A 19,266-nucleotide genomic window follows, 5' to 3' on the forward strand; every position below is an offset into this window, starting at 1 on the left:
GACGAGGTGGTCGTCGCCGTCAAGCGCGTGACCGACATCATGGGCGAGATCAGCTCGGCATCGGAGGAGCAAAGCTCCGGCATCGAGCAGGTCAACCAGGCCGTCAATCAGATGGACGAAGTGACGCAGCAGAACGCGGCGCTGGTCGAACAGGCGGCCGCCGCCGCGCTGTCGCTGGAGGAACAGGCGCAGGTGTTGCGCGACGCGGTCGCTTCGTTCCGCACAGCGTAACGCGGGGCCCCGCCCACGGGAGGGGCCGCGCTGCGTTCTCGGGCGCCATGCATGGTGCTATGCTGCGCGCCAGAGAAATCAAAATCACCACGTTGGAATAGCCATGCCCGAGCGCAACCAGCCGCCCTTCCGTGGCCCTTATGGTGCGATTGCCGGGTCGAGCAGCGCTCAGGCCGGAAGAGGAGACGTTCCCGGCGGCGCACAAGAGCCGATTTCCGGCGGCCGCCCCGAAGCTGTACGCGATGACGCCGCCCAGGATCTGGCCAGCGACACCGCGCTCTGGCGCTTTGCGCTGGCGGCAGAACACGGCGGCCGCACGCCACACCCCGACGCCGCCTTGCGCGATGACTTGTCGATCCTGCGCACGCTGCGCCGCCCCGACGGGCTGCGCTTGCTCCGCCAAGGACTGCGCAGCGCATTTCCCGGCTCGGCCCTGCGCCTGACCACCTTCTGGCCGGAAGAGCAGCCGCACGCCTACCCGGCACGTACGGAAGCGCGCCCGGCCGAGTTCGGCGACCTGCTGATCCTGCTGCGCCTGCGCGGCGCGGTACCCACGCTCGATTGCCGCGCGCTGTTCGTCACCGCCCGCCGCATCGACGCACCCGACGACGCCCTCGACAAGCATCACACGCTGCCGCAGATCAGCCTTTACGAAGGCTGGCCCGATTTCAACGTCTATGCGCGCTCACCGATCAAGTCGCGCAATGCGACCTTTCTCGGCAAGTTCAATCTGTCGGAAGAGCTCGAGCCGCTGCGCCGCATCGGCCGCGACCAGCGCCACTGGCGCTACCTGACGCCGTGCACGGGGCTGCAGCAGTACGCGCAATGGCCCGGCATCCGGCCGCCCTCCCCGCTGCAGTGGCGCTGGCCGTCGGGCCCGCAGGCAGGTGCCGCGCGCCCCGGCTCGGGCTCGTTCACCGGCCTGCTGCGCCAGCTCGCGCGCCCCGAAGGCCCAGGTGAGGACTGTTCCGCCGGCACCGAGGTACCCACCTGGGGCCGCCTGATCAACAGGCTGCTCGACCATAGCTGGGAAGTCGCCCCAAGCCATGCGCTCAAGAGCGGCAACATCGGCGCGCTGGCATTCTGGACGCGGCTGCGTGCCTTCCTGACGGCAGAGTACCTGCTCGGCATGCACTCGCTGCAGAAGGGCTTCGGTGCATCGCTGCAGTTCGAGATGGCCAACGGCCTGCAGGACATCGCCCGCGACGACTGGACGGCCACCACCGGTTTCGACCCCGAAGACCTCGATGTGCCGGGCGTGCGCGGCACGCTGCAGCGCATTGCCGCCTCCAGGCTGGCCGTGTTCGGCATGAGCGCCGAAGACCCCGCGCCGCTGGCGGCCCCCCGCCCGCCGCGCGGCGTCACCCCCCGGCCCGACGGCGAACGCGAAGGGCAGCGCGTGCTGCTGATCGACGTCATCCGCCCCAGCGCGGCAGCCCTGTAACCCCAAAGCGCACATGCCGCGCCACGGCTATGCTGTGGCGTTGCCGTGCTGCCCGTTTCCGCTCGATCCATGTCTTCCGCTTCCACGACGTCGCCCCCCTGGATGTCCATCCTCGCGCTGATGGGCTCGATGGCATCGGTGTGCCTGGGCAACTCGTTTGCCAAAACGCTGTTTCCGGTGCTGGGCGCTGCCGGCACCGTCACGTATCGCGTCAGCATCGGCGCGGCGATCCTGCTGGCGTTCTGGCGGCCGTGGCGCCTGCATCTGGGCCGCTCGGATGCCGGCCGCATCGCGCTGTACGGCGTCACGCTGGCGAGCATGAACCTGCTGTTCTACCTGTCGCTGCAACGGCTGCCGATCGGCATTGCGATCGCCATCGAGTTCACCGGGCCGCTGGTGCTGGCGGTGCTGCTCTCGCGGCGGGCGCTCGATTTCGTCTGGATCGGGCTGGCGGTGGCGGGCTTGCTGGTGCTGACGGTGGCCGACAAGGCGGTCGGCCAGGTCGACCATCTGGGCGCGGCATATGCGCTGGCCGCGGGCGTGTGCTGGGCGCTCTATATCCTGACCGGCAAGAACCTGGGCGGCCTGCACGCAGGCCAGGCCACATCGCTCGGGATGACGGTCGGCGCGCTGTTTGCGCTGCCGTTCGGCGTGGCGCAGGCGGGGGCGTCGCTGCTGTCACCGTCGCTGATGCTGGCGGGGCTGGGCATTGGCGTGCTGTCGAGCGCGATTCCGTATTCGCTCGAGATGGTGGCGCTCAAGCACCTGCCGGGCAAGACGTTCTCCGTGCTGCTCAGCCTGGAGCCCGCCATCGGCGCGCTGGCCGGCGCGATCGTGCTGCACGAGCAACTGACGGGGCGGCAGTGGGTGGCGATTCTCGCCATCATTGCCGCATCGGCCGGGTGTGCGTTGACGGTGCGCGCCCCTAAGCCGCCGGTGGAACCCGGGGCCGCAGCCTAGCCGGGAAGCCTGTCTACTCCACGCCGATGAAAAAAGGCCCGGATGGGCCTTTTCTTCGAGCTTGGCGGCGAACGCCGATCAATCCCACGACAGCGCACCACCGGTCTGGTACTCGATCACGCGCGTCTCGAAGAAGTTGCGTTCCTTCTTCAGGTCGATCATCTCGCTCATCCACGGGAACGGGTTTTCCTCGTTCGGGAACAGCGGGTCCAGGCCGATCTGCTGGCAGCGGCGATTGCAGATGAAGCGCAGGTAGCTCTTGAACATCGGCGCGTTCAGGCCCAGCACGCCGCGCGGCATAGTGTCTTCTGCGTAGCGGTATTCCAGGTCGACGGCCTTCTTGAACAGCGCCGTGATCTCGGCCTTGAACTCGGCCGTCCACAGGTGCGGGTTCTCCAGCTTGATCTGGTTGATCAGGTCGATGCCGAAATTGCAGTGCAGCGACTCGTCGCGCAGGATGTACTGGTACTGCTCGGCCGCACCGGTCATCTTGTTCTGACGGCCCATCGCCAGGATCTGCGTGAAGCCGACGTAGAAGAACAGGCCTTCCATGATGCAGGCGAAGACGATGAGCGACTTCAGCAGCTTCTGGTCGTTCTCGGGCGTGCCGGTCTTGAACGACGGATCGGTCAGCGTGTCGATGAACGGGATCAGGAACTCGTCCTTGTCGCGGATCGACGGCACCTCGTGGTACGCATTGAAGATCTCGGCCTCGTTCAGGCCCAGCGATTCCACGATGTACTGATACGCGTGCGTGTGGATCGCCTCTTCAAACGCCTGGCGCAGCAGGTACTGGCGGCATTCCGGCGCGGTGATCTGGCGGTAGGTGCCCAGCACGATGTTGTTGGCGGCCAGCGAGTCGGCCGTCACGAAAAAGCCCAGGTTGCGCTTGATGATGCGGCGCTCGTCTTCGGTCAGACCGTTCGGGTCTTTCCACAGGGCGATGTCGCGCGACATGTTGATTTCCTGCGGCATCCAGTGGTTCGCGCAGCCGGCGAGGTACTTTTCCCACGCCCACTTGTACTTGAACGGCACCAACTGGTTGACGTCGGTGGCGCCGTTGATGACGCGCTTGTCGGCGGCGTTCACGCGGCGGTTGCTCTGCGCGGCAGCGGCGTTCGGATTGTTGCCGAGGATGCCCGTGCCGGCGGCGGCAGTGGCCGACGGGGGCAGCACGCCGCCCTGGTCGGCGGTGGCGGTTTGCAGTTGCGGTTGGTACACAGGCTGCGGTGCAGCTTGCGGTTGTGCGGCAGGTTTGACGTCGTCGTCCCAGCTCAGCATAGGTGTTTCTCCTGAATTCTTTGCGCGTCGCTCCCGCCCTTTCGGAGCGCGAGGCTAGTGTCCTGCAGATCACGGTGCTCCCGCTTGCGCGGGAGCAACCTCAGGCACTGTTTAGATTTACTGGCAGGCTTCGCATTCCTCGAAACCGGGGTCGCCCGGGCGCATCGTGCACACGGCCCCTTCGGCTTCCGGCATGGCCTGCGCGGTGGCGGCAGCAGCATCCAGTGCGCTGGCGGGCGCGGCTTGCGACACGCCGGCAGCGGACACGCCACCCACATCGCTACCCGACGACACCGCATTCAGCGTGCCGCGCGACACGGTGGACTTTTCCACGTGCGTTGCACCGATCGTGCGCAGGTAGTACGTGGTCTTCAGGCCACGCAGCCAGGCCAGCTTGTACGTGTCGTCCAGCTTCTTGCCCGACGCGCCGGCCATGTAGATGTTCAGCGACTGCGCCTGGTCGATCCACTTCTGGCGCCGCGCGGCGGCTTCCACCAGCCATTGCGGCTCCACCTCGAAGGCCGTTGCGTACAGGTCGCGCAGGTCTTGCGGGATGCGGTCGATGCGGGCCAGCGAGCCGTCGAAGTACTTCAGGTCGGCAACCATCACTTCGTCCCAAAGGCCGCGGGCCTTCAGGTCGCGCACGAGGTAGTCGTTGACCACCGTGAACTCGCCCGACAGGTTCGACTTGACGTACAGGTTCTGGTACGTCGGCTCAATGCAAGCGGACACGCCGATGATGTTGGAGATGGTTGCCGTCGGCGCGATCGCCACGCAGTTCGAGTTGCGCATGCCGTACTGCTTGATGCGCGCGCGCAGGCTGTCCCAGTCCATCGTCGACGACATGTCGGCTTCGAGGTAGCCGCCGCGCTCTTCGGCCAGCAGCTTGAGCGAGTCCTGCGGGAGGATGCCGCGATCCCACAGCGAGCCCTTGTAGCTGCTGTAGCGGCCGCGCTCCTCAGCCAGCTCGGTCGACGCCCAGTAGGCGTAGTAGCACACGGCTTCCATCGAGGTGTCGGCAAACTGCACGGCGGCCTCGCTCGCGTACGGCACACGCAGCACGTGCAGCGCGTCCTGGAAACCCATGATGCCCAGGCCGACCGGACGGTGGCGCAGGTTCGAATCACGTGCTTTCTTGACCGCGTAGTAGTTGATGTCGATCACGTTGTCGAGCATGCGCATGGCGGTGCGCACGGTCTTCTTCAGCTTCTCGTGATCGAGCACCACGCTGCCGTCGGCCTGCTTGACCAGGTGGGCGACCAGGTTGACCGAACCGAGGTTGCACACCGCGATTTCGCTGTCGTTCGTGTTCAGCGTGATTTCCGTGCACAGGTTGGAGCTGTGCACCACGCCCACGTGCTGCTGCGGGCTGCGGATGTTGCACGGATCCTTGAACGTGATCCACGGGTGGCCGGTTTCGAACAGCATGCCCAGCATCTTGCGCCAGAGTTGCAGCGCCGGCATCTTCTTGAAGAGCTTGATCTCGCCACGCGCGACCTTGTCTTCATAGGCCAGGTAGGCCTGCTCGAACGCCTTGCCGACCTTGTCGTGCAGGTCCGGGCAGGTGGACGGCGAGAACAGCGTCCACTCGCCACCTTCCATCACGCGCTTCATGAACAGGTCCGGGATCCAGTTGGCCGTGTTCATGTCGTGCGTGCGGCGGCGGTCGTCGCCGGTGTTCTTGCGCAGCTCCAGGAATTCTTCGATGTCCAGGTGCCACGTTTCCAGGTACGCGCAGACGGCGCCCTTGCGCTTGCCGCCCTGGTTCACGGCCACGGCCGTGTCGTTGACCACCTTCAGGAACGGCACCACGCCTTGCGACTTGCCGTTCGTACCCTTGATGTGCGAGCCGAGTGCGCGCACGTTGGTCCAGTCGTTGCCCAGGCCGCCGGCGAACTTGGAGAGCAGCGCGTTTTCCTTCAGCGCTTCGTAGATGCCGTCCAGGTCATCCGACACGGTGGTCAGGTAGCACGACGACAGCTGCGAGCGACGCGTGCCCGAGTTGAACAGCGTCGGGGTGCTCGACATGAAATCGAACGACGACAGCAGCTGGTAGAACTCGATGGCGCGGGCTTCGCGGTCGATTTCGTTCAGCGCCAGGCCCATCGCCACACGCATGAAGAACGCCTGCGGCATCTCGATGCGGGTTTCGTTGATGTGCAGGAAGTAGCGGTCGTACAGCGTCTGCAGGCCGAGGTAGTTGAACTGGAAGTCGCGCGAGGCATCGAGCGCCGCGCCCAGGCGGGCCAGGTCGAACTGGGCCAGCTTGTCGTCCAGCAGCTCGGCGTTGATGCCGCGCTTGATGAACTGCGGGAAGTAGTCCGCATAGCGGGTGCTCATTTCGGCCTGCGTGACTTCTTCGCCGAGGATTTCGCGGCGGATCGTGTGCAGCAGGATGCGCGCCGTGACCTGGCTGTACGCCGGGTCCTTCTCGATGAGCGTACGGGCGGCCAGGATGGCCGAGTCGTACACCTGCGTCATCGGCACGCCTTCATACAGGTTCTTGACCGTTTCCTTGAGGATCGGCTCCGGGTCCACCGCATCGCCCAGGCCTTCGCAGGCCGAGACGATCACGTTGCGCAGCGCCGCCATGTCCAGCGGGCGGGTGATGCCGCCGTCGGTCACGTTCAGGCCGATGAAGGCCGGTTGCTGCTGGGTTTCGCCGGCTTGTGCGCGCTCCTGGGCGCGGCGCTCGCGGTACAGCACGTAGGCGCGGGCCACGTCGTGCTCGCCCGAACGCATCAGGGCCAGTTCGACCTGATCCTGCACGTCTTCGATGTGGAACGTGCCGCCGTTCGGGCGGCTGCGCAGCAGGGCGCGCACCACGTTCTGCGTCTGTTGGTCGACCAGCTCGCGCACACGCGCGGAAGCGGCGCCCTGCCCGCCGTTCACGGCGAGGAAGGCCTTGGTCATCGCCACGGCGATCTTGGACGGCTCGAAGCTCACCACGGCGCCATTGCGGCGGATGATCTTGTAATCGGCGTAGTTGACGCCGGAACCGGTGCCGGGGGCCACGGCCGTGCCGCCAGCGCTTTGCGCAAATTGAGTGGGATTGGCGGTGCCGGAGTGGATTTCGGATTGGGCCGTCTGCATGTGGACTCCTGTTGAACCGTTCGATTGAGGGTCCGCCGGTGGGGAACCCCAGGGCGGACTCTGGCACCACGCAGGAAAAAGAGACCGAAAAGACCCTTGTCTTTTCTCAGCCCCCAAGCGCCGGCTTGACCTGCCGTACGCCCGCCCCCGCGTGGCGCCGAAATAAGAATCCCGGAAAGCGACCACTACATCTAGTGTTTCATCCCGGGATTGGCGCTAAGTATAGTGGATCGGTCGAAGATGACCAGTCTTGACAGATGGGGGCGAAAGGCCTTCTTTCCATCCCGGATGCGCTGCCGCAAACCCGCCATCCCAGTCTGCACAAAGGGTCGACGGGGCCGGCGTGCGGCGTCGCAATGCGCACGTTTCCAGAATAATTCTTTCTATCGGTGAGGCAAGCGCGATAGACACCACCTCACCTTCGGTAGGGAATTGCGTGACGTGCACTGCACCGGTGCGTCGCCCGTGGACGACGCACAAGAAATCCGAATAGCGGCATCAGCATTCTTGTCGCGGCTGTCACTTGAGCGACAGGCCCCGTCCCTACGCTTCGGTCGCATTGCAGGGAGCGCAATCACCGCGGCGCCCTCCTGGCGCCGCGTACCACGACCGAGGAAAATCGACATGGCTTGGAACCGACCTGCCCGCCGTCTGCTGACGGCCGCGCTGGGCACAACCTTGGCCACCGCACTGGCGGCCTGCGGCGGGGGCAGCGATGGTACCCCAATCGCCGGCCAGGGCAACACCAGCCCGCCGCCGGCCGGCCCCAGCAGGAAAGTGCTGGTGGTCGGCGTGGACGGCGCCACCTATGCGCAGGTCCAGCGCGGCCTGTTGCGGCGCAGCCTGCCGAACCTGGCCGCGCTATCGGTCATGCCGGCCTCCACGGGCGGCACGCTCGGTACGACGACCGCCCAGCCGCCGCTCGACACCCCGAGCTGGGCCACCGTGCTGACCGGCACCTGGCAGAACCGCCACGGCGCGCCCGACGACACCGTCGCCACGCTGGCCGCTCCGACCGTCTTCGGCTACGTGCGCGGCGCCGCCAAGGCCGCCGGCACCACCCCGCACCTGGGCGCGGCCGTCAGCTCGGCCGTGCTGCCCGCGCTGCTCAAGGCGGACCAGCAGGCGGGCAATCTCGACACGCTGGTCGACTGCGCCCAGGCCGATCCGTGCGTCACGCAACACAGCGTGAAGCTCGTGCAATCGGGCTACGACGTCGTCTTCGCGCAGTACAGCGCGCCGGCCGCCGCTGCCCTTGACGCAGGCTTGCAGAGCGACGCTTACACCGCTGCCCTGCACGACGTCGACCAGGCCATCGGCACGCTGCAGGCTGCCATCGCCCAGCGCCGGGCGGCCAACCCGGGCGAAGACTGGCTCGTGGTCGTCACCACCAGCCATGGCCTCGACGCAACCGGCGCGACCACGTCGGCGCCCACGCTGGAGAACCGCACCGCCTTCATCGCCCTGAACAAGACCGCGAACCCGGTGCTGGGGAAGGACGGCACGGCCGCACCCACCTCCGAAGCCACGCTGGCCGCGCTGCCGAGCGAGGCCGACATCGTGCCGACCGTCCTGGCGCAACTGAACGCCGCCGTGCCGGCTGCCACACATAAGCTTGATGGCGCGGCGCTGACGGCCAATGCCGTGGGGGTACGCAACCTCCAGAGCACGGTGGGTCAATACAACGCGTCGCTGGTGCTCACGTGGCAGAACCCGACCACCGCCAGCGGCCCCATCACCGTGCTGCGCGATGGCAAGCCGGTCGCCACACTGCCTGCCACGGCCACGCAGTACACCGACAACAGCTTTGCCACCGCGACCGGCCTGTACCGCATCAACTACACGGTGGTGCGCAATGACATGCCGGTCTCGACGCTTGCGCAGATCGATTACGTTGCGCCTACGCCGCTGGCAGCCACGCTCACCAACGGCCTTGCGGCGTACTACAGCTTCGACCCGCTGCCGCCCACCGACCGCAAAGCCAGCTCGACGATCGGCCCCTGGGTGCTGGGCACCGACGGCGGCTCGGCAGCCACCGACCCGTTCGGCGGCACGGCGCTGTCGGTCGATTCGCGCGTCGACAGTTACAAGCTCACGCAGAACGGCGCCGACATCGCCCTGAGCCCCCAGTTCACCATCGGCTTCTGGTTCAAGTCTGACTGCGCGCAGGGCAACGGCACCGGCGAGCCGATCCTCTCCAACAAGAACTACACGTCGGGCGCGAATGCGGGCATTGCGCTCGGCCTGTTCGGCGGCTGCGAGGTGCGCTTCAACCTGGGCAGCGGCGGCAAGCGCGATGACATCAACGGCATGAAGTTCAGCGCCAACCAATGGGCGTATCTCGCCCTGTCGGTGGACACGCAGGCCAAGCGCTTCAGCGCCTACATCCTCGATCCGGTGCTCGGCGCGCAGAAGGTGGAAGACAAGCCCATCGCCAACACCGACGTCACGAAGCTGGGCGGCCTGGCCACGCTGGTCTGGGGCCTGAACGACGACGCCACGCACAACTACGTGCCCAACAACCCGGGCTCGCTCAAGGGCGTGATGGCCTACGACGACCTCGCCATGTGGACGCGCCGCCTGACGCTGGACGAACTCAAGACGATCAACGCGTCGCACCAGCCGCTGTCGTCGCTGAACCCCTGATCCCCTCCCCCAACCCGAACGAGACCGCTCATGAAGCCCTTCATCCACCCTCTCGCGCGGCCGCACCGGCTGGCCGCCGTGCTGCTGTGCGCCGCCACCTTGTCGCTGTCGGCCTGCGGCGGCGATTCGAACGACGGCACGCCAGGCACCGGAACCGACGCGGGCACGACCCAGCCGGATCAGCCCGGCAAACCGCCGGCCGACAAACCGAACCTGCGCTGCGCCCCCTGATCCCCCGTTCGTACATTCCGTACGCCTGAGACCGACATGACTTCCAACACCAAGCAAGGCGGCCGCCGCCACTTCCTCAAGCTGGCCAGCACGGGCGCGATCTCCGCTGCCGCACTGGCCGCGTTTCCGCCGTCGATCCGCCGCGCGCTGGCCATCCCGGCCAACAACGCGACCGGCACGATCCGCGACGTCGAACACGTGGTGATCCTCATGCAGGAGAACCGCTCGTTCGACAACTACTTCGGCACGCTGCAAGGTGTGCGCGGCTTCGGCGACCGCTTCCCCATCCCGCTGGCGGGCGGCCTGAACGTCTGGCAGCAGACCTACGTGCCAGGCAGCGGACCGAGCCGCACGGTGCTGCCGTACTACCTCGACAGCAGCGCCGGCAACGCGCAGCGCGTGTCCGGCACGCCGCACAGCTACCCCGATGCGCAGAACGCGTGGGACCTGGGCCGCATGAGCAAGTGGCCGACCTACAAGCAGACGCAGTCGATGGGCTATTACAAGCAGGCCGAGCTGGACTTCCAGTTCGCGCTGGCCAACGCCTTCACGCTGTGCGATGCGTACCACTGCTCGTTCCACGGCGGCACCAACACCAACCGCCTGTTCCACTGGACGGGCACGAACGACCCGACCGGCGCGGCGGGTGGCCCCGTCATCGACAACAGCGGCGATCACCTCGACGCCAGCGTCACCTACAACTGGACGACCTACCCCGAGCGCCTGCAGGCGGCCGGCGTGTCGTGGAAGGTCTACCAGAACATGCCGGACAACTTCACCGACAACCCGCTCGCCGGCTTCAAGGCCTACCGCGATGCCAACGCCGCGCGCGGCAACCTGGCCGACGGCAGCCCGTTCCCGCCGTACACGCCGGCCGACGAGACCGTCAGCCCGCTCATCAAGGGTGTCGGCAACACCATGCCCGACGGCGGCTTCCTGCAGGCCTTGAAGGACGACATTGCCGCCGGCCAGCTGCCGCAGGTGTCGTGGATCGTCGCGCCGGCCACGTATTCCGAACACCCCGGTCCGTCGAGCCCTGTGCAGGGCGCGTGGTACACGCAGGAAGTGCTCAACGCGCTGACCGCCAACCCGGCCGTGTGGAGCAAGACCGTGCTGTTCATCAACTTCGATGAGAACGACGGCTTCTTCGACCACGTGCCGCCGCCCGCAGCGCCGGCCTATGACAACGGCGTGCTGGCCGGCAAATCGACGGTGAGCACGGCCGGCGAATACCACACGGACCAACGCCCCTATGGCCCCGGCCCGCGCGTGCCGATGTACGTCGTTTCGCCGTGGAGCCGCGGCGGCTGGGTCAACTCGCAGGCGTTCGACCACACCTCGGTGCTGCGCTTCCTGGAACTGCGCTTCAACGTCAAGGAGCCGAACATCAGCGCGTACCGCCGCGCGGTGCTGGGCGACCTGACCAGCGCCTTCAACTTCGTCAACCCGAACACCGAAACGCTGCCGACGCTGCCCAGCCGCGACAAGGCAACCGCCGACTCGATCCGCACCGCGCAAGGGTTGAAGCCGCAGGTGCCGCTGCCCTCGGTGACGGCACAGCAGATGCCGACGCAAGCCACCGGCACCCGCCCCTCGCGCGCCCTGCCGTACGAGCTGCACGTCAGCGCGCGCGAAGACGCCACCAACCGCGCGCTGCGCCTGATCTTCAGCAACACCGGCACAGCGGCCGCCGTCTTCCACGTGTACGACCGCCTGCATCTGGACCGCGTGCCGCGCCGCTATGCGGTCGAGCCCGGCAAGATGCTCGACGACACCTGGGACGTGTTCACCGCCGACAAGGGCAAATACGACCTGTGGGTGCTCGGCCCCAACGGCTTCCACCGCGCGTTCTCGGGCGATGTGAGCGCCGTGTCGGCAGCGGGTTCGAGCGCACCGGAAATCCGCGTCTGCTACGACCTGGCCAACGCCGAGGTCTACGTGACGATGATGAACACCGGCACCGCCGGCTGCACCTTCACCGTCAAGCCGAACGCGTACCGCAACGACGGCCCGTGGACGTTCGACATCCCGGCCGGCAAGCAACTGGACCAGCACTGGCCGATCGCGCGCCAGGGCAACTGGTACGACTTTACGGTGACGGTGCCGCAAGGCGGCTTCACGCGGCGCTTTGCCGGCCGCATGGAAACGGGCAAGGACGGCGTGTCCGACCCGGCGATGGGCACGTGAGGTAGGGCTCTGAAGTAGAAAGATCAGCAGAGGAAAACGTGGGCGGCCTCGCAACGGGCCGCCCGTTTTCATTTCAGAGCGCGTGCTGATACGGGAACAACGCCGCATTGAATCCACCGAGCGCGCGCAGATGCGCCCAGTCGAAATGCGGTCCGGGGTCCGTCTTGCGGCCCGGCGCAATGTCCGAATGACCGGCGATCGCCGCAATCGGATACGCCGCGCAGATCGCCCGCACAAGCGACGCCGTGGTGGCGTACTGCTCGGGCGTGAAGGGCAGATCGTCGGTGCCCTCGATTTCGATGCCGACCGAGAAATCGTTGCAGCGCGTGCGCCCGAAAAAGTCCGACGCACCGGCATGCCAGGCGCGCGCGTCGCACGATGCAAATTGCACGCATTCGCCCGTGCGACGGATGAAGAAATGCGCCGACACGCGCACGCCGCGCAGCTGATCGAAGTACGGGTGCGCGTCGCAGTCGAGCGTGTTGGTGAAGAAACGCAGTACGTCGTCGGTGCCGAAGTCGGCCTCCGACTGTGCCGGCGGCAGGCTGATGTTGTGCAGGACGATCAGATCGATCGGCATGCCCGCGGGCCGTTCGTCGACGTTGGGCGACGGGTGCCGACGCATGGCATCGACCCAGCCGTCGGCGCCGACATGCATGGCGGGCAGCTTATGCATCGTCGTTCTGGCCGCCGAGGCCGTTGCTGGCCGGCTCCACGTCGCGCGGGTCGCGAATGCCGAGCTGCTGCATCCGATAGCGCAACTGCCGGAACGACAGGCCGAGCAGCTTGGCGGCCGCGGTGCGGTTGAAGCCGGTCTGGTCGAGCGCGGCCAGGATCACGCTGCGCTCGACAGACTCCAGATACGCCGGCAGGTCGATGGGCAGCGCGACGCTCGGCATCGGCGGCCCGCTCGGCTTGGCGGCCGGTGCAGGCTCCGCAGGCTGTGCGAGCGGCGGCTGCATGGGCTGCAACGCGCCCATGGGGCTGGGCACCGCCGGGGCGGGCGTGTACACGGCATCCGGCCAGCCCGTCACGGGCGGTGGCGGTGCCATCGGATGGATCCCGGCTGCTGCGGCCTGCGCCTCGCGCGTCCGGTGGAACAGCGGCGAGCGCTCGATCTCGGCGCCCAGCGCGCCCAGGTCGTCCACGTCGATCGACTCGCCCTCGGCAAACGCGTACGCGCGTTCGAGCAGGTTCTCCAGCTCGCGCACGTTGCCCGGAAACGGATACGCGCACAACTGCTGCAGCGCCGCGCGCGTGAGGCGCTTGGGACGCGGATCGCCATAGCGGTTGGCGAGTTGCTCGAGCAGCACGCCGGCCAGCACGGGCACGTCTTCGGCGCGCTCGCGCAGCGTGGGCATGCGCAGCTCGAGCACGTTCAGACGGTAGAACAGGTCTTCGCGAAAGCGCCCTGCGGCGACCAGGCGCGCGAGGTTCTGGTGGCTTGCGCAGACGACGCGCACGTCGACAGGGTCTTCGCGGCTTTCGCCGATCTTGCGCACGCGGCGTTCCTGTAGCGCGCGCAGCAGCTTCACCTGCATCGTCAGCGGCAGGTCGGCCACTTCGTCGAGCAGCAGCGTGCCGCCGTTGGCCGCCTGGAAGAAGCCCTGGCGATCGCTGTCGGCGCCGGTGAAGGCGCCCTTCACGTAGCCGAAGAACTCGGCCTCCATCAGGTTTTCCGGAATCGCGCCGCAGTTGACGGCCACGAAGGGCCGGGCCGAGCGCGCAGACAACGCATGGATGGCGCGCGCCGCCCGTTCCTTGCCGCTGCCCGATTCGCCGCTGATCACCACCGGCGCCATGCTGCGCGCCAGGCGCATCAGCGAGCGGCGCACCTCCTGCATGGCAGCCGAGTGGCCGGGCAGCAGCTCGCTCGTGCGTTCTGCCAGATCGGCATTGCCGGGATCGGGATCGCGCTGCTGGCGCCCCAGCGCGTTGAGCACGAGGCTGCGCAGCTGGTCGAGCGAGAGCGGCTTGGCGATGTAGTCGAACGCACCAGCCTTGAGCGCTTCCACTGCGTTCTCGGCGCTGCCGTATGCCGTGATGACGGCCACCGGCGTGCGGTCGGCAGTGGCGGAGAGCTGGCGCACGAGTTCGATGCCCAGACCGTCGCCCAGGCGCATGTCGGTCAGCACGAGCGCAAAGCGCTGACGGGACAGCGCCTCGCGCGCTTCGGCCAGGCCGCTGGCAAGCACCACGTCGTGCCCCATGCGGCGCAGGGAGATCTCCAGCAGCTCGCGCAGGTCGGCTTCGTCATCGACGACGAGGATGGGTTCGCGAACGATGGCGGCTTTGGACATGGATCAGCAGGTCAGCGGAATATCAGCCGGCGGTTCATTCCGCTGCGGCCAGGGCGGGTTGATCGAACATCAGCGTGATGACGAAGGCGCGGCGCGGCAGCGTCTCACGCGCCTCCATGGTCAACGCTCCGGTCCGATCGAGCAAGGACTCCAGCGCGATGGCGCCGTAGCGGATCTGCGCGTCGTTGGCGCTGCACAACTCGCGCGCCATGTACAGGCCCAGGCCGGTGCCTTGGGCGTCATTCGTGAAGAACGGCTCGAAGAGGCTGCGCTGCTGCTCGGCGCTGACCTCGGGGCCGTCGTTCCAGATGACGAGCTCGGCGTGCGTGTCGTCCAGCGCGTACGCGGCCAGCAGGATGGAGCCCGGCACACGGCGGCAGTAGCGCAGCGCGTTGTCGAGCATGTTGCCCACCACCTGCTGCAATTGCGCGGGGTCGAACAAAACAGGCTTGTCCAGATCCACCGCCACGCGCACGAGATTCGGGTTGATTTCAGCCGATTCGCCCGCGCGGCGCAGCGCTTCGGCGCGCCAGCGCTCGACCACCTCCGGAAGCACCTGTGCCAGTTGCACGCGCACGCGCTCACCACGCGGGCGGCGCGACAGCATCAGCACGTCGGCGACCACCTGGTCGAGCCGGCGCACGTTGTCGCGGATGATGCGCAGCAGGCGCGTTTCCACACCCGAGCCTTCCCGGCGGGCGTGTTCACCGCCGTCGCCCGGGTCATCCAGCAACTCGGCCGCCTGACTGATGGCCGCCAGCGGATTGCGAATCTGGTGCGCGACGCTGGCCACCAGCCGCCCCATCGACGCGAGCTTTTCCTGCTGGGCCTGCTCGGCCACGCGCTCCCAGCTTTCCACGTGGACGAGCACGGTGTCATGCAGCTCGTGGCGCAGAAAGGCCTCGTCGTCGGCCGACCAGCCCTGAGTGGTGGCCTCCGCCGAAGGATGGCGCAGCCGCGGCGATTCGACCTCGCCCGGTCGGCCGAGGCCGATGGTGCTGACCAGGCTTTCCATATAGACGCTGCGCAGGTTCGCCAGGCTGGGCAGGATGAAGCGCAGGCGCAGCCGGGCATGCAGCGCGGCGCGGCCGCCCGGAACCACCGGCAGGAGGTCGAGAATGCGCGGCGCGTCGTCGTCTCCGGTGCGCTCTGCGGGGCGGCTCTTGCGGCGCAGCCACTGGCGCAGCGTCTCCAGCAGCGGGCGCAGGTGCGGCACGTCCTTCAGGTCGAACAGCATCGCACCGCCGGCGGCGAAGGCGCTCTGCGGCACGCCCAGCAGCACGGCCGCCGCCGGGTTCGCGGCGACGACGCGGCCGTCGGCACGCACCAGCATCACGCCGTCCTGCATGTCATGGACCATCAGCCGGTTGACGAGCTGCTGCAGCCGCAGCTCGCGCTCGCGCGCGAGCGTCAGGCGCTCCTGCGCGATCTGGCGGTGCGACAGGCCGACCATCATCAACGCGGCCATCATGTAGACGAGGCCATACAGCCCCGCCGATGCCAGCCCTGGCGCGATCACGCCATCGCCGAGCATCTGCAGGAACGGATCCGCCAGCACCACCATCGACGCCACGGCCGCGGTGAACAGCGCAAAGAGCAGGCTGGTGAGCGCGCCCGCGGCCAGCACCGGCATCAGCAGCACCATCGCGACGCTCGCCGACAGGCGCGAGAGCGTCGCGTACGCCAGCCCCAGGAACAGCAGATCGAGCACCACATCGAGCCGCACCCGGAACTGGAACCGCGAACGCCACCACCCCGCAGCGGCCAGGATCAGCAGCGCGAGCGCCAGGTACGGCAGCGTCAGGCTCAGCAGGGCTTCGTCATTGAGGAGCGCCGCCGCTTCGTTGTGCTCGCGCGGCACCATCACGAACAGCAGCAGCACCAGCGCAACGGCCGCGCGGCTGAAGGCGAAATAGCGCAGCAGGCGCCATTGGAACTCGGGCGGATCCGGTTCGCGCCACACCGAGCGGATGGCCCGCCATGCGTTCAGGCGCGACAGCACGCTGCGGCCGGCGGGTGTCGGTGCGGCTTCCTCTGCGCCCGCGGGCCTGGCGTGCGCGGTGCCGGAGGCCTCCGGCGTCATGCGCGGCCCCGGTCGGCGTGCTCTGGACAACGGTAACGGCCACCGGGCAGCGCGATCATGCCGGTGCGCGGCGCGTGCACCCCGCACACGGCGCATTGCTCGATAGGCTGCGAAGCGTGCGACCCGGGCGCCTGCTCGCCCGCGCCGGCAGGCGCGCCCGACGGACGGGACGGGCGCGCAGCCAGGCGGCTCAACCACCACCAGCCGGCAAGCAGCATCAGGATCAGCAGGACAGGACGCGCCATGGGAAACGGAACAGGGTCGGACAGCCGCGCAGGCCGGCTACGTGCGATGCAGGATGACCTCGAGCACGAAGCGGCTGCCCACGTAGGCCAGCAGCAGGATCGCGAAGGCGGCCATCACCCAGCGCAGCGCCACCCGGCCACGCCAGCCATAGAAGTGGCGGCCGATCAGGATGCCGCCGAACATGAGCCACGACAGCACCGCAAAGACGTTCTTGTGATCGAAATGGACGGCGCGGTGGAACAGCTGCTCGGAGAACAGCACGCCCGAGGCGATGGTCAGGGTGAGCAGCACGAAACCGGCGCCGATCAGGCGGAACAGCAGCTTTTCGAGCGTGAGCAGCGGCGGCAGCAGGTCGAGCCAGCGGCTCAGCCACCCGCCTTCTGCCGGACGGTGCATGGTATGCAGACGGCGCTCGGCGGCCAGCATCAGGATCGCGTGGAACGCCGCCAGCGTGAACAGCCCGTAGGCCACGTTGGCGATGGCAAAGTGGAGCTTGAACAGGGGGCTGGCCGCGTAGCCGAGAATCTGCGCGCCGGGAAAGGCCAGCGGCAGCAGGCTGCCGACCAGCGCCACGGGCATCACCAGCAGCCCGAGGCCGGCCAGCGAGAAGAAAAGGCTTTCGATCCAGAAGATGCCCACACCCAGCCAGAGCATGGCCGAGAGCGCATAGGCGAAACCGAACACCATCGCGCTGGGCGGGAAGATCGTCTCGTGCAGCAGCAGGCCGTGGGCGCACAGCGCGCCGAGCAGCGCCCAGCGCCACCAGCCGGGCGCAGTGCCCGCGGACGCCGGCGGCGGCGGCACGAGGACCGTACCGCCGGGAGGGTGCCCGCCCGCGCCGATGGCTCCAGCCGCGGCCGGAGCCTCGAGCCCGCCGCGTCGCGCCCACGCCGCCCAGGCGAGGGTGCCGTAGAGAAGCGCCGTCAGCGCATACAGTACAATCACCATTTGCACAGTTTACCGCAGCGCACCCTGGTTTTGGCCGGGGCCCGCCCCGCCGAGGCCCCCACCGGGCGGCGACGCAACATGCTGGCAATAACCCCATTCGAGCCGGCGCGACGCAAGCCCGCGCCGGCCGCTTCTTCCCCAACGCTGTCCCCCATTCCGGATTCCTGTCACTGTCATGCTGGATAACCTGACCCAACGGCTCGCGCGCGTGGTCAAGACCATGCGCGGCGAAGCGCGCCTCACCGAAGCCAATACCGCCGAGATGCTGCGCGAAGTCCGCCTGGCGCTGCTCGAGGCCGACGTGGCGCTGCCGGTCGTGCGCGAGTTCATTGCCCGCGTCAAGGAAAAGGCGCTCGGCGAGGAAGTCATCACGAGCCTCTCGCCGGGGCAGGCGCTGGTCGGCATCGTGCAGCGTGAGCTGACCGCCATCATCGGCGGCCAGGAAGCGCTCGAAGGCGTCGGCAACAACGTCCTCGGCGGCCGTGCGGCGGAGTTGAACCTCAACGTCACGCCGCCCGCGATCATCCTGATGGCCGGCCTGCAGGGTGCCGGCAAGACCACCACCGTCGGCAAGCTGGCCAAGTGGCTCAAAGAGAACAAGAAGAAGAAAGTGCTGACGGTGTCGTGCGACGTGTACCGCCCCGCCGCCATCGCGCAGCTGAAGACCGTCTCGGAGCAGGTCGGCGCCGACTTCTTCCCCTCGCAGCCCGACCAGAAGCCGGTGGACATTGCCGCCGCCGCAGTGGACTGGGCCAAGAAGCACTACCACGACGTGCTGATCGTCGACACGGCCGGCCGCCTTGGCATTGACGAGGCGATGATGCAGGAGATCGCCGCGCTGCACGCCACGCTCAAGCCGGCCGAAACGCTGTTCGTGGTCGACGCGATGCTCGGCCAGGATGCCGTCAACACCGCCAAGGCGTTCAACGACACCCTGCCGCTCACGGGCGTGGTGCTCACCAAGCTCGACGGCGATGCACGCGGCGGCGCGGCGCTGTCGGTGCGTCACATCACGGGCAAGCCGATCAAGTTCGTCGGCGTGGCCGAGAAGCTCGACGGGCTGGAGCCGTTCTACCCCGACCGCATGGCCCAGCGCATCCTGGGCATGGGCGACATCCTCGCGCTGGTCGAAGAGGCGCAGCGCGGTGTCGACATGGAGGAGGCGCAGAAGCTCGCGGCCAAGATCAAGAAGACCGGCGGCTTCGACCTGGAAGACTTCAAGGCCCAGATCGGCCAGATGAAGAAGATGGGCGGCCTGGGCAGCCTGATCGACAAGCTCCCGGCGCAGATGGCGCAGCAGGCGCAGGGCGCCAACATGGACCAGGCCGAAAAGCAGGTCCGCCGCATGGAAGGCATCATCAACAGCATGACGCCGGCCGAGCGCGCCAAGCCGGAGCTGATCAAGGCGAGCCGCAAGCGCCGCATTGCCGCCGGTGCGGGCGTGCAGGTGCAGGAAGTCAACCGCCTGCTCAACCAGTTCGAGCAGATGCAAGGCATGATGAAGAAGCTCAAGGGCGGCGGCATGATGAAGATGATGCGCGCCATGGGCGGCATGAAAGGCGGCATGAAGGGCTTGTTCGGCGGCCGCTGAGGCGGCTACCCTGTCGCCTCGAACC

At 67.7% G+C, this 19,266-nt stretch carries 14 protein-coding genes; 7 read left to right on the top strand and 7 right to left on the bottom strand.

Going from position 1 to position 19,266, the window contains the following annotated elements:
• From A6M56_RS11630 to A6M56_RS11640, 3 genes are all read left to right on the top strand, one after another.
• A partial coding sequence (locus A6M56_RS11630; RefSeq protein WP_353744917.1) for a methyl-accepting chemotaxis protein occupies positions 1-231 on the top strand: 231 nt, incomplete at its 5' end.
• 103 nt (positions 232-334) lie between these two features.
• Positions 335-1,675 (top strand): hypothetical protein, encoded by a 1,341-nt coding sequence (locus A6M56_RS11635; protein WP_045785966.1) that lies wholly within the window; start codon positions 335-337, stop codon positions 1,673-1,675.
• Positions 1,676-1,744: 69 nt separating this feature from the next.
• A complete protein-coding gene (locus A6M56_RS11640) occupies positions 1,745-2,635 on the top strand; it encodes an EamA family transporter (RefSeq protein ID WP_444518274.1) in 891 nt (296 codons plus the stop codon).
• Between the two features lie 78 nt (positions 2,636-2,713).
• Here the strand turns inward: A6M56_RS11640 and A6M56_RS11645 are convergent, their stop codons facing one another.
• Positions 2,714-3,916 carry a ribonucleotide-diphosphate reductase subunit beta gene (locus tag A6M56_RS11645; protein WP_045785964.1) on the bottom strand — a complete coding sequence of 401 codons (1,203 nt, stop codon included), beginning with the start codon at positions 3,914-3,916 and terminating at the stop codon, positions 2,714-2,716.
• Between the two features lie 117 nt (positions 3,917-4,033).
• Positions 4,034-7,009: a ribonucleoside-diphosphate reductase subunit alpha gene (locus A6M56_RS11650; RefSeq protein ID WP_045785963.1), complete on the bottom strand. Its 2,976-nt coding sequence runs from the start codon at positions 7,007-7,009 to the stop codon at positions 4,034-4,036.
• 624 nt (positions 7,010-7,633) lie between these two features.
• Here A6M56_RS11650 and A6M56_RS11655 point away from each other — a divergent pair.
• Genes A6M56_RS11655 through A6M56_RS11665 form a run of 3 tightly spaced genes read left to right on the top strand, consistent with a single transcriptional unit; the run spans position 7,634 to position 12,073 of the window.
• Positions 7,634-9,655, top strand: a complete 2,022-nt coding sequence (locus A6M56_RS11655) for an alkaline phosphatase family protein (RefSeq protein WP_045785962.1) — start codon at positions 7,634-7,636, stop codon at positions 9,653-9,655.
• A gap of 30 nt (positions 9,656-9,685) precedes the next feature.
• Entirely contained in the window at positions 9,686-9,886 is a 201-nt protein-coding gene (locus A6M56_RS11660; protein WP_045785961.1) for a hypothetical protein, read from the top strand.
• A gap of 36 nt (positions 9,887-9,922) precedes the next feature.
• Positions 9,923-12,073, top strand: a complete 2,151-nt coding sequence (locus tag A6M56_RS11665; RefSeq protein ID WP_102080128.1) for a phosphocholine-specific phospholipase C — start codon at positions 9,923-9,925, stop codon at positions 12,071-12,073.
• Between the two features lie 73 nt (positions 12,074-12,146).
• On the opposite strand, the gene ampD is transcribed toward A6M56_RS11665, so the two are convergent.
• The 5 genes from ampD to A6M56_RS11690 are packed head-to-tail and all read right to left on the bottom strand — an operon-like array spanning position 12,147 to position 17,650.
• Complete coding sequence (gene ampD / locus A6M56_RS11670) at positions 12,147-12,749, bottom strand: 1,6-anhydro-N-acetylmuramyl-L-alanine amidase AmpD (protein ID WP_180964243.1); 603 nt, start codon at positions 12,747-12,749, stop codon at positions 12,147-12,149.
• Positions 12,742-14,373: a sigma-54-dependent transcriptional regulator gene (locus tag A6M56_RS11675; protein ID WP_045785959.1), complete on the bottom strand. Its 1,632-nt coding sequence runs from the start codon at positions 14,371-14,373 to the stop codon at positions 12,742-12,744. Before A6M56_RS11675 ends, ampD begins: the two co-directional genes overlap by 8 nt.
• Positions 14,374-14,407: 34 nt before the next feature.
• Entirely contained in the window at positions 14,408-16,456 is a 2,049-nt protein-coding gene (locus A6M56_RS11680; protein WP_045785958.1) for a sensor histidine kinase, read from the bottom strand.
• Complete coding sequence (locus A6M56_RS11685) at positions 16,453-16,701, bottom strand: hypothetical protein (protein ID WP_045785957.1); 249 nt, start codon at positions 16,699-16,701, stop codon at positions 16,453-16,455. The genes A6M56_RS11680 and A6M56_RS11685 overlap by 4 nt, the downstream gene beginning before the upstream one ends.
• Before the next feature lie 37 nt (positions 16,702-16,738).
• Positions 16,739-17,650 carry a cytochrome C assembly family protein gene (locus A6M56_RS11690; RefSeq protein ID WP_062737992.1) on the bottom strand — a complete coding sequence of 304 codons (912 nt, stop codon included), beginning with the start codon at positions 17,648-17,650 and terminating at the stop codon, positions 16,739-16,741.
• A 175-nt stretch (positions 17,651-17,825) separates the two neighbouring features.
• On the opposite strand from A6M56_RS11690, the gene ffh reads away from it, so the two are divergent.
• The gene (ffh, locus tag A6M56_RS11695) at positions 17,826-19,241 is read left to right on the top strand and encodes a signal recognition particle protein (RefSeq protein ID WP_062737993.1); all 1,416 of its coding nucleotides are present in this window, start codon (positions 17,826-17,828) and stop codon (positions 19,239-19,241) included.
• Positions 19,242-19,266: the final 25 nt, after the last annotated feature.

The organism is Ralstonia sp. RL, assembly GCF_001683835.1.
GTDB classification, from domain to species: domain Bacteria; phylum Pseudomonadota; class Gammaproteobacteria; order Burkholderiales; family Burkholderiaceae; genus Ralstonia; species Ralstonia mannitolilytica.

Bases quoted from the DNA above. Each gene is read 5' to 3' on its own strand.
- A6M56_RS11690 (WP_062737992.1), bottom strand. From the start codon at position 17,650: ATGGTGATTGTACTGTATGCGCTGACGGCGCTTCTCTACGGCACCCTC.
- A6M56_RS11640 (WP_444518274.1), top strand. From the start codon at position 1,745: ATGTCTTCCGCTTCCACGACGTCGCCCCCCTGGATGTCCATCCTCGCG.
- A6M56_RS11680 (WP_045785958.1), bottom strand. From the start codon at position 16,456: ATGACGCCGGAGGCCTCCGGCACCGCGCACGCCAGGCCCGCGGGCGCA.
- A6M56_RS11650 (WP_045785963.1), bottom strand. From the start codon at position 7,009: ATGCAGACGGCCCAATCCGAAATCCACTCCGGCACCGCCAATCCCACT.
- A6M56_RS11645 (WP_045785964.1), bottom strand. From the start codon at position 3,916: ATGCTGAGCTGGGACGACGACGTCAAACCTGCCGCACAACCGCAAGCT.
- A6M56_RS11675 (WP_045785959.1), bottom strand. From the start codon at position 14,373: ATGTCCAAAGCCGCCATCGTTCGCGAACCCATCCTCGTCGTCGATGAC.
- ffh (WP_062737993.1), top strand. From the start codon at position 17,826: ATGCTGGATAACCTGACCCAACGGCTCGCGCGCGTGGTCAAGACCATG.
- A6M56_RS11665 (WP_102080128.1), top strand. From the start codon at position 9,923: ATGACTTCCAACACCAAGCAAGGCGGCCGCCGCCACTTCCTCAAGCTG.
- A6M56_RS11660 (WP_045785961.1), top strand. From the start codon at position 9,686: ATGAAGCCCTTCATCCACCCTCTCGCGCGGCCGCACCGGCTGGCCGCC.
- A6M56_RS11685 (WP_045785957.1), bottom strand. From the start codon at position 16,701: ATGGCGCGTCCTGTCCTGCTGATCCTGATGCTGCTTGCCGGCTGGTGG.
- A6M56_RS11635 (WP_045785966.1), top strand. From the start codon at position 335: ATGCCCGAGCGCAACCAGCCGCCCTTCCGTGGCCCTTATGGTGCGATT.
- ampD (WP_180964243.1), bottom strand. From the start codon at position 12,749: ATGCATAAGCTGCCCGCCATGCATGTCGGCGCCGACGGCTGGGTCGAT.
- A6M56_RS11655 (WP_045785962.1), top strand. From the start codon at position 7,634: ATGGCTTGGAACCGACCTGCCCGCCGTCTGCTGACGGCCGCGCTGGGC.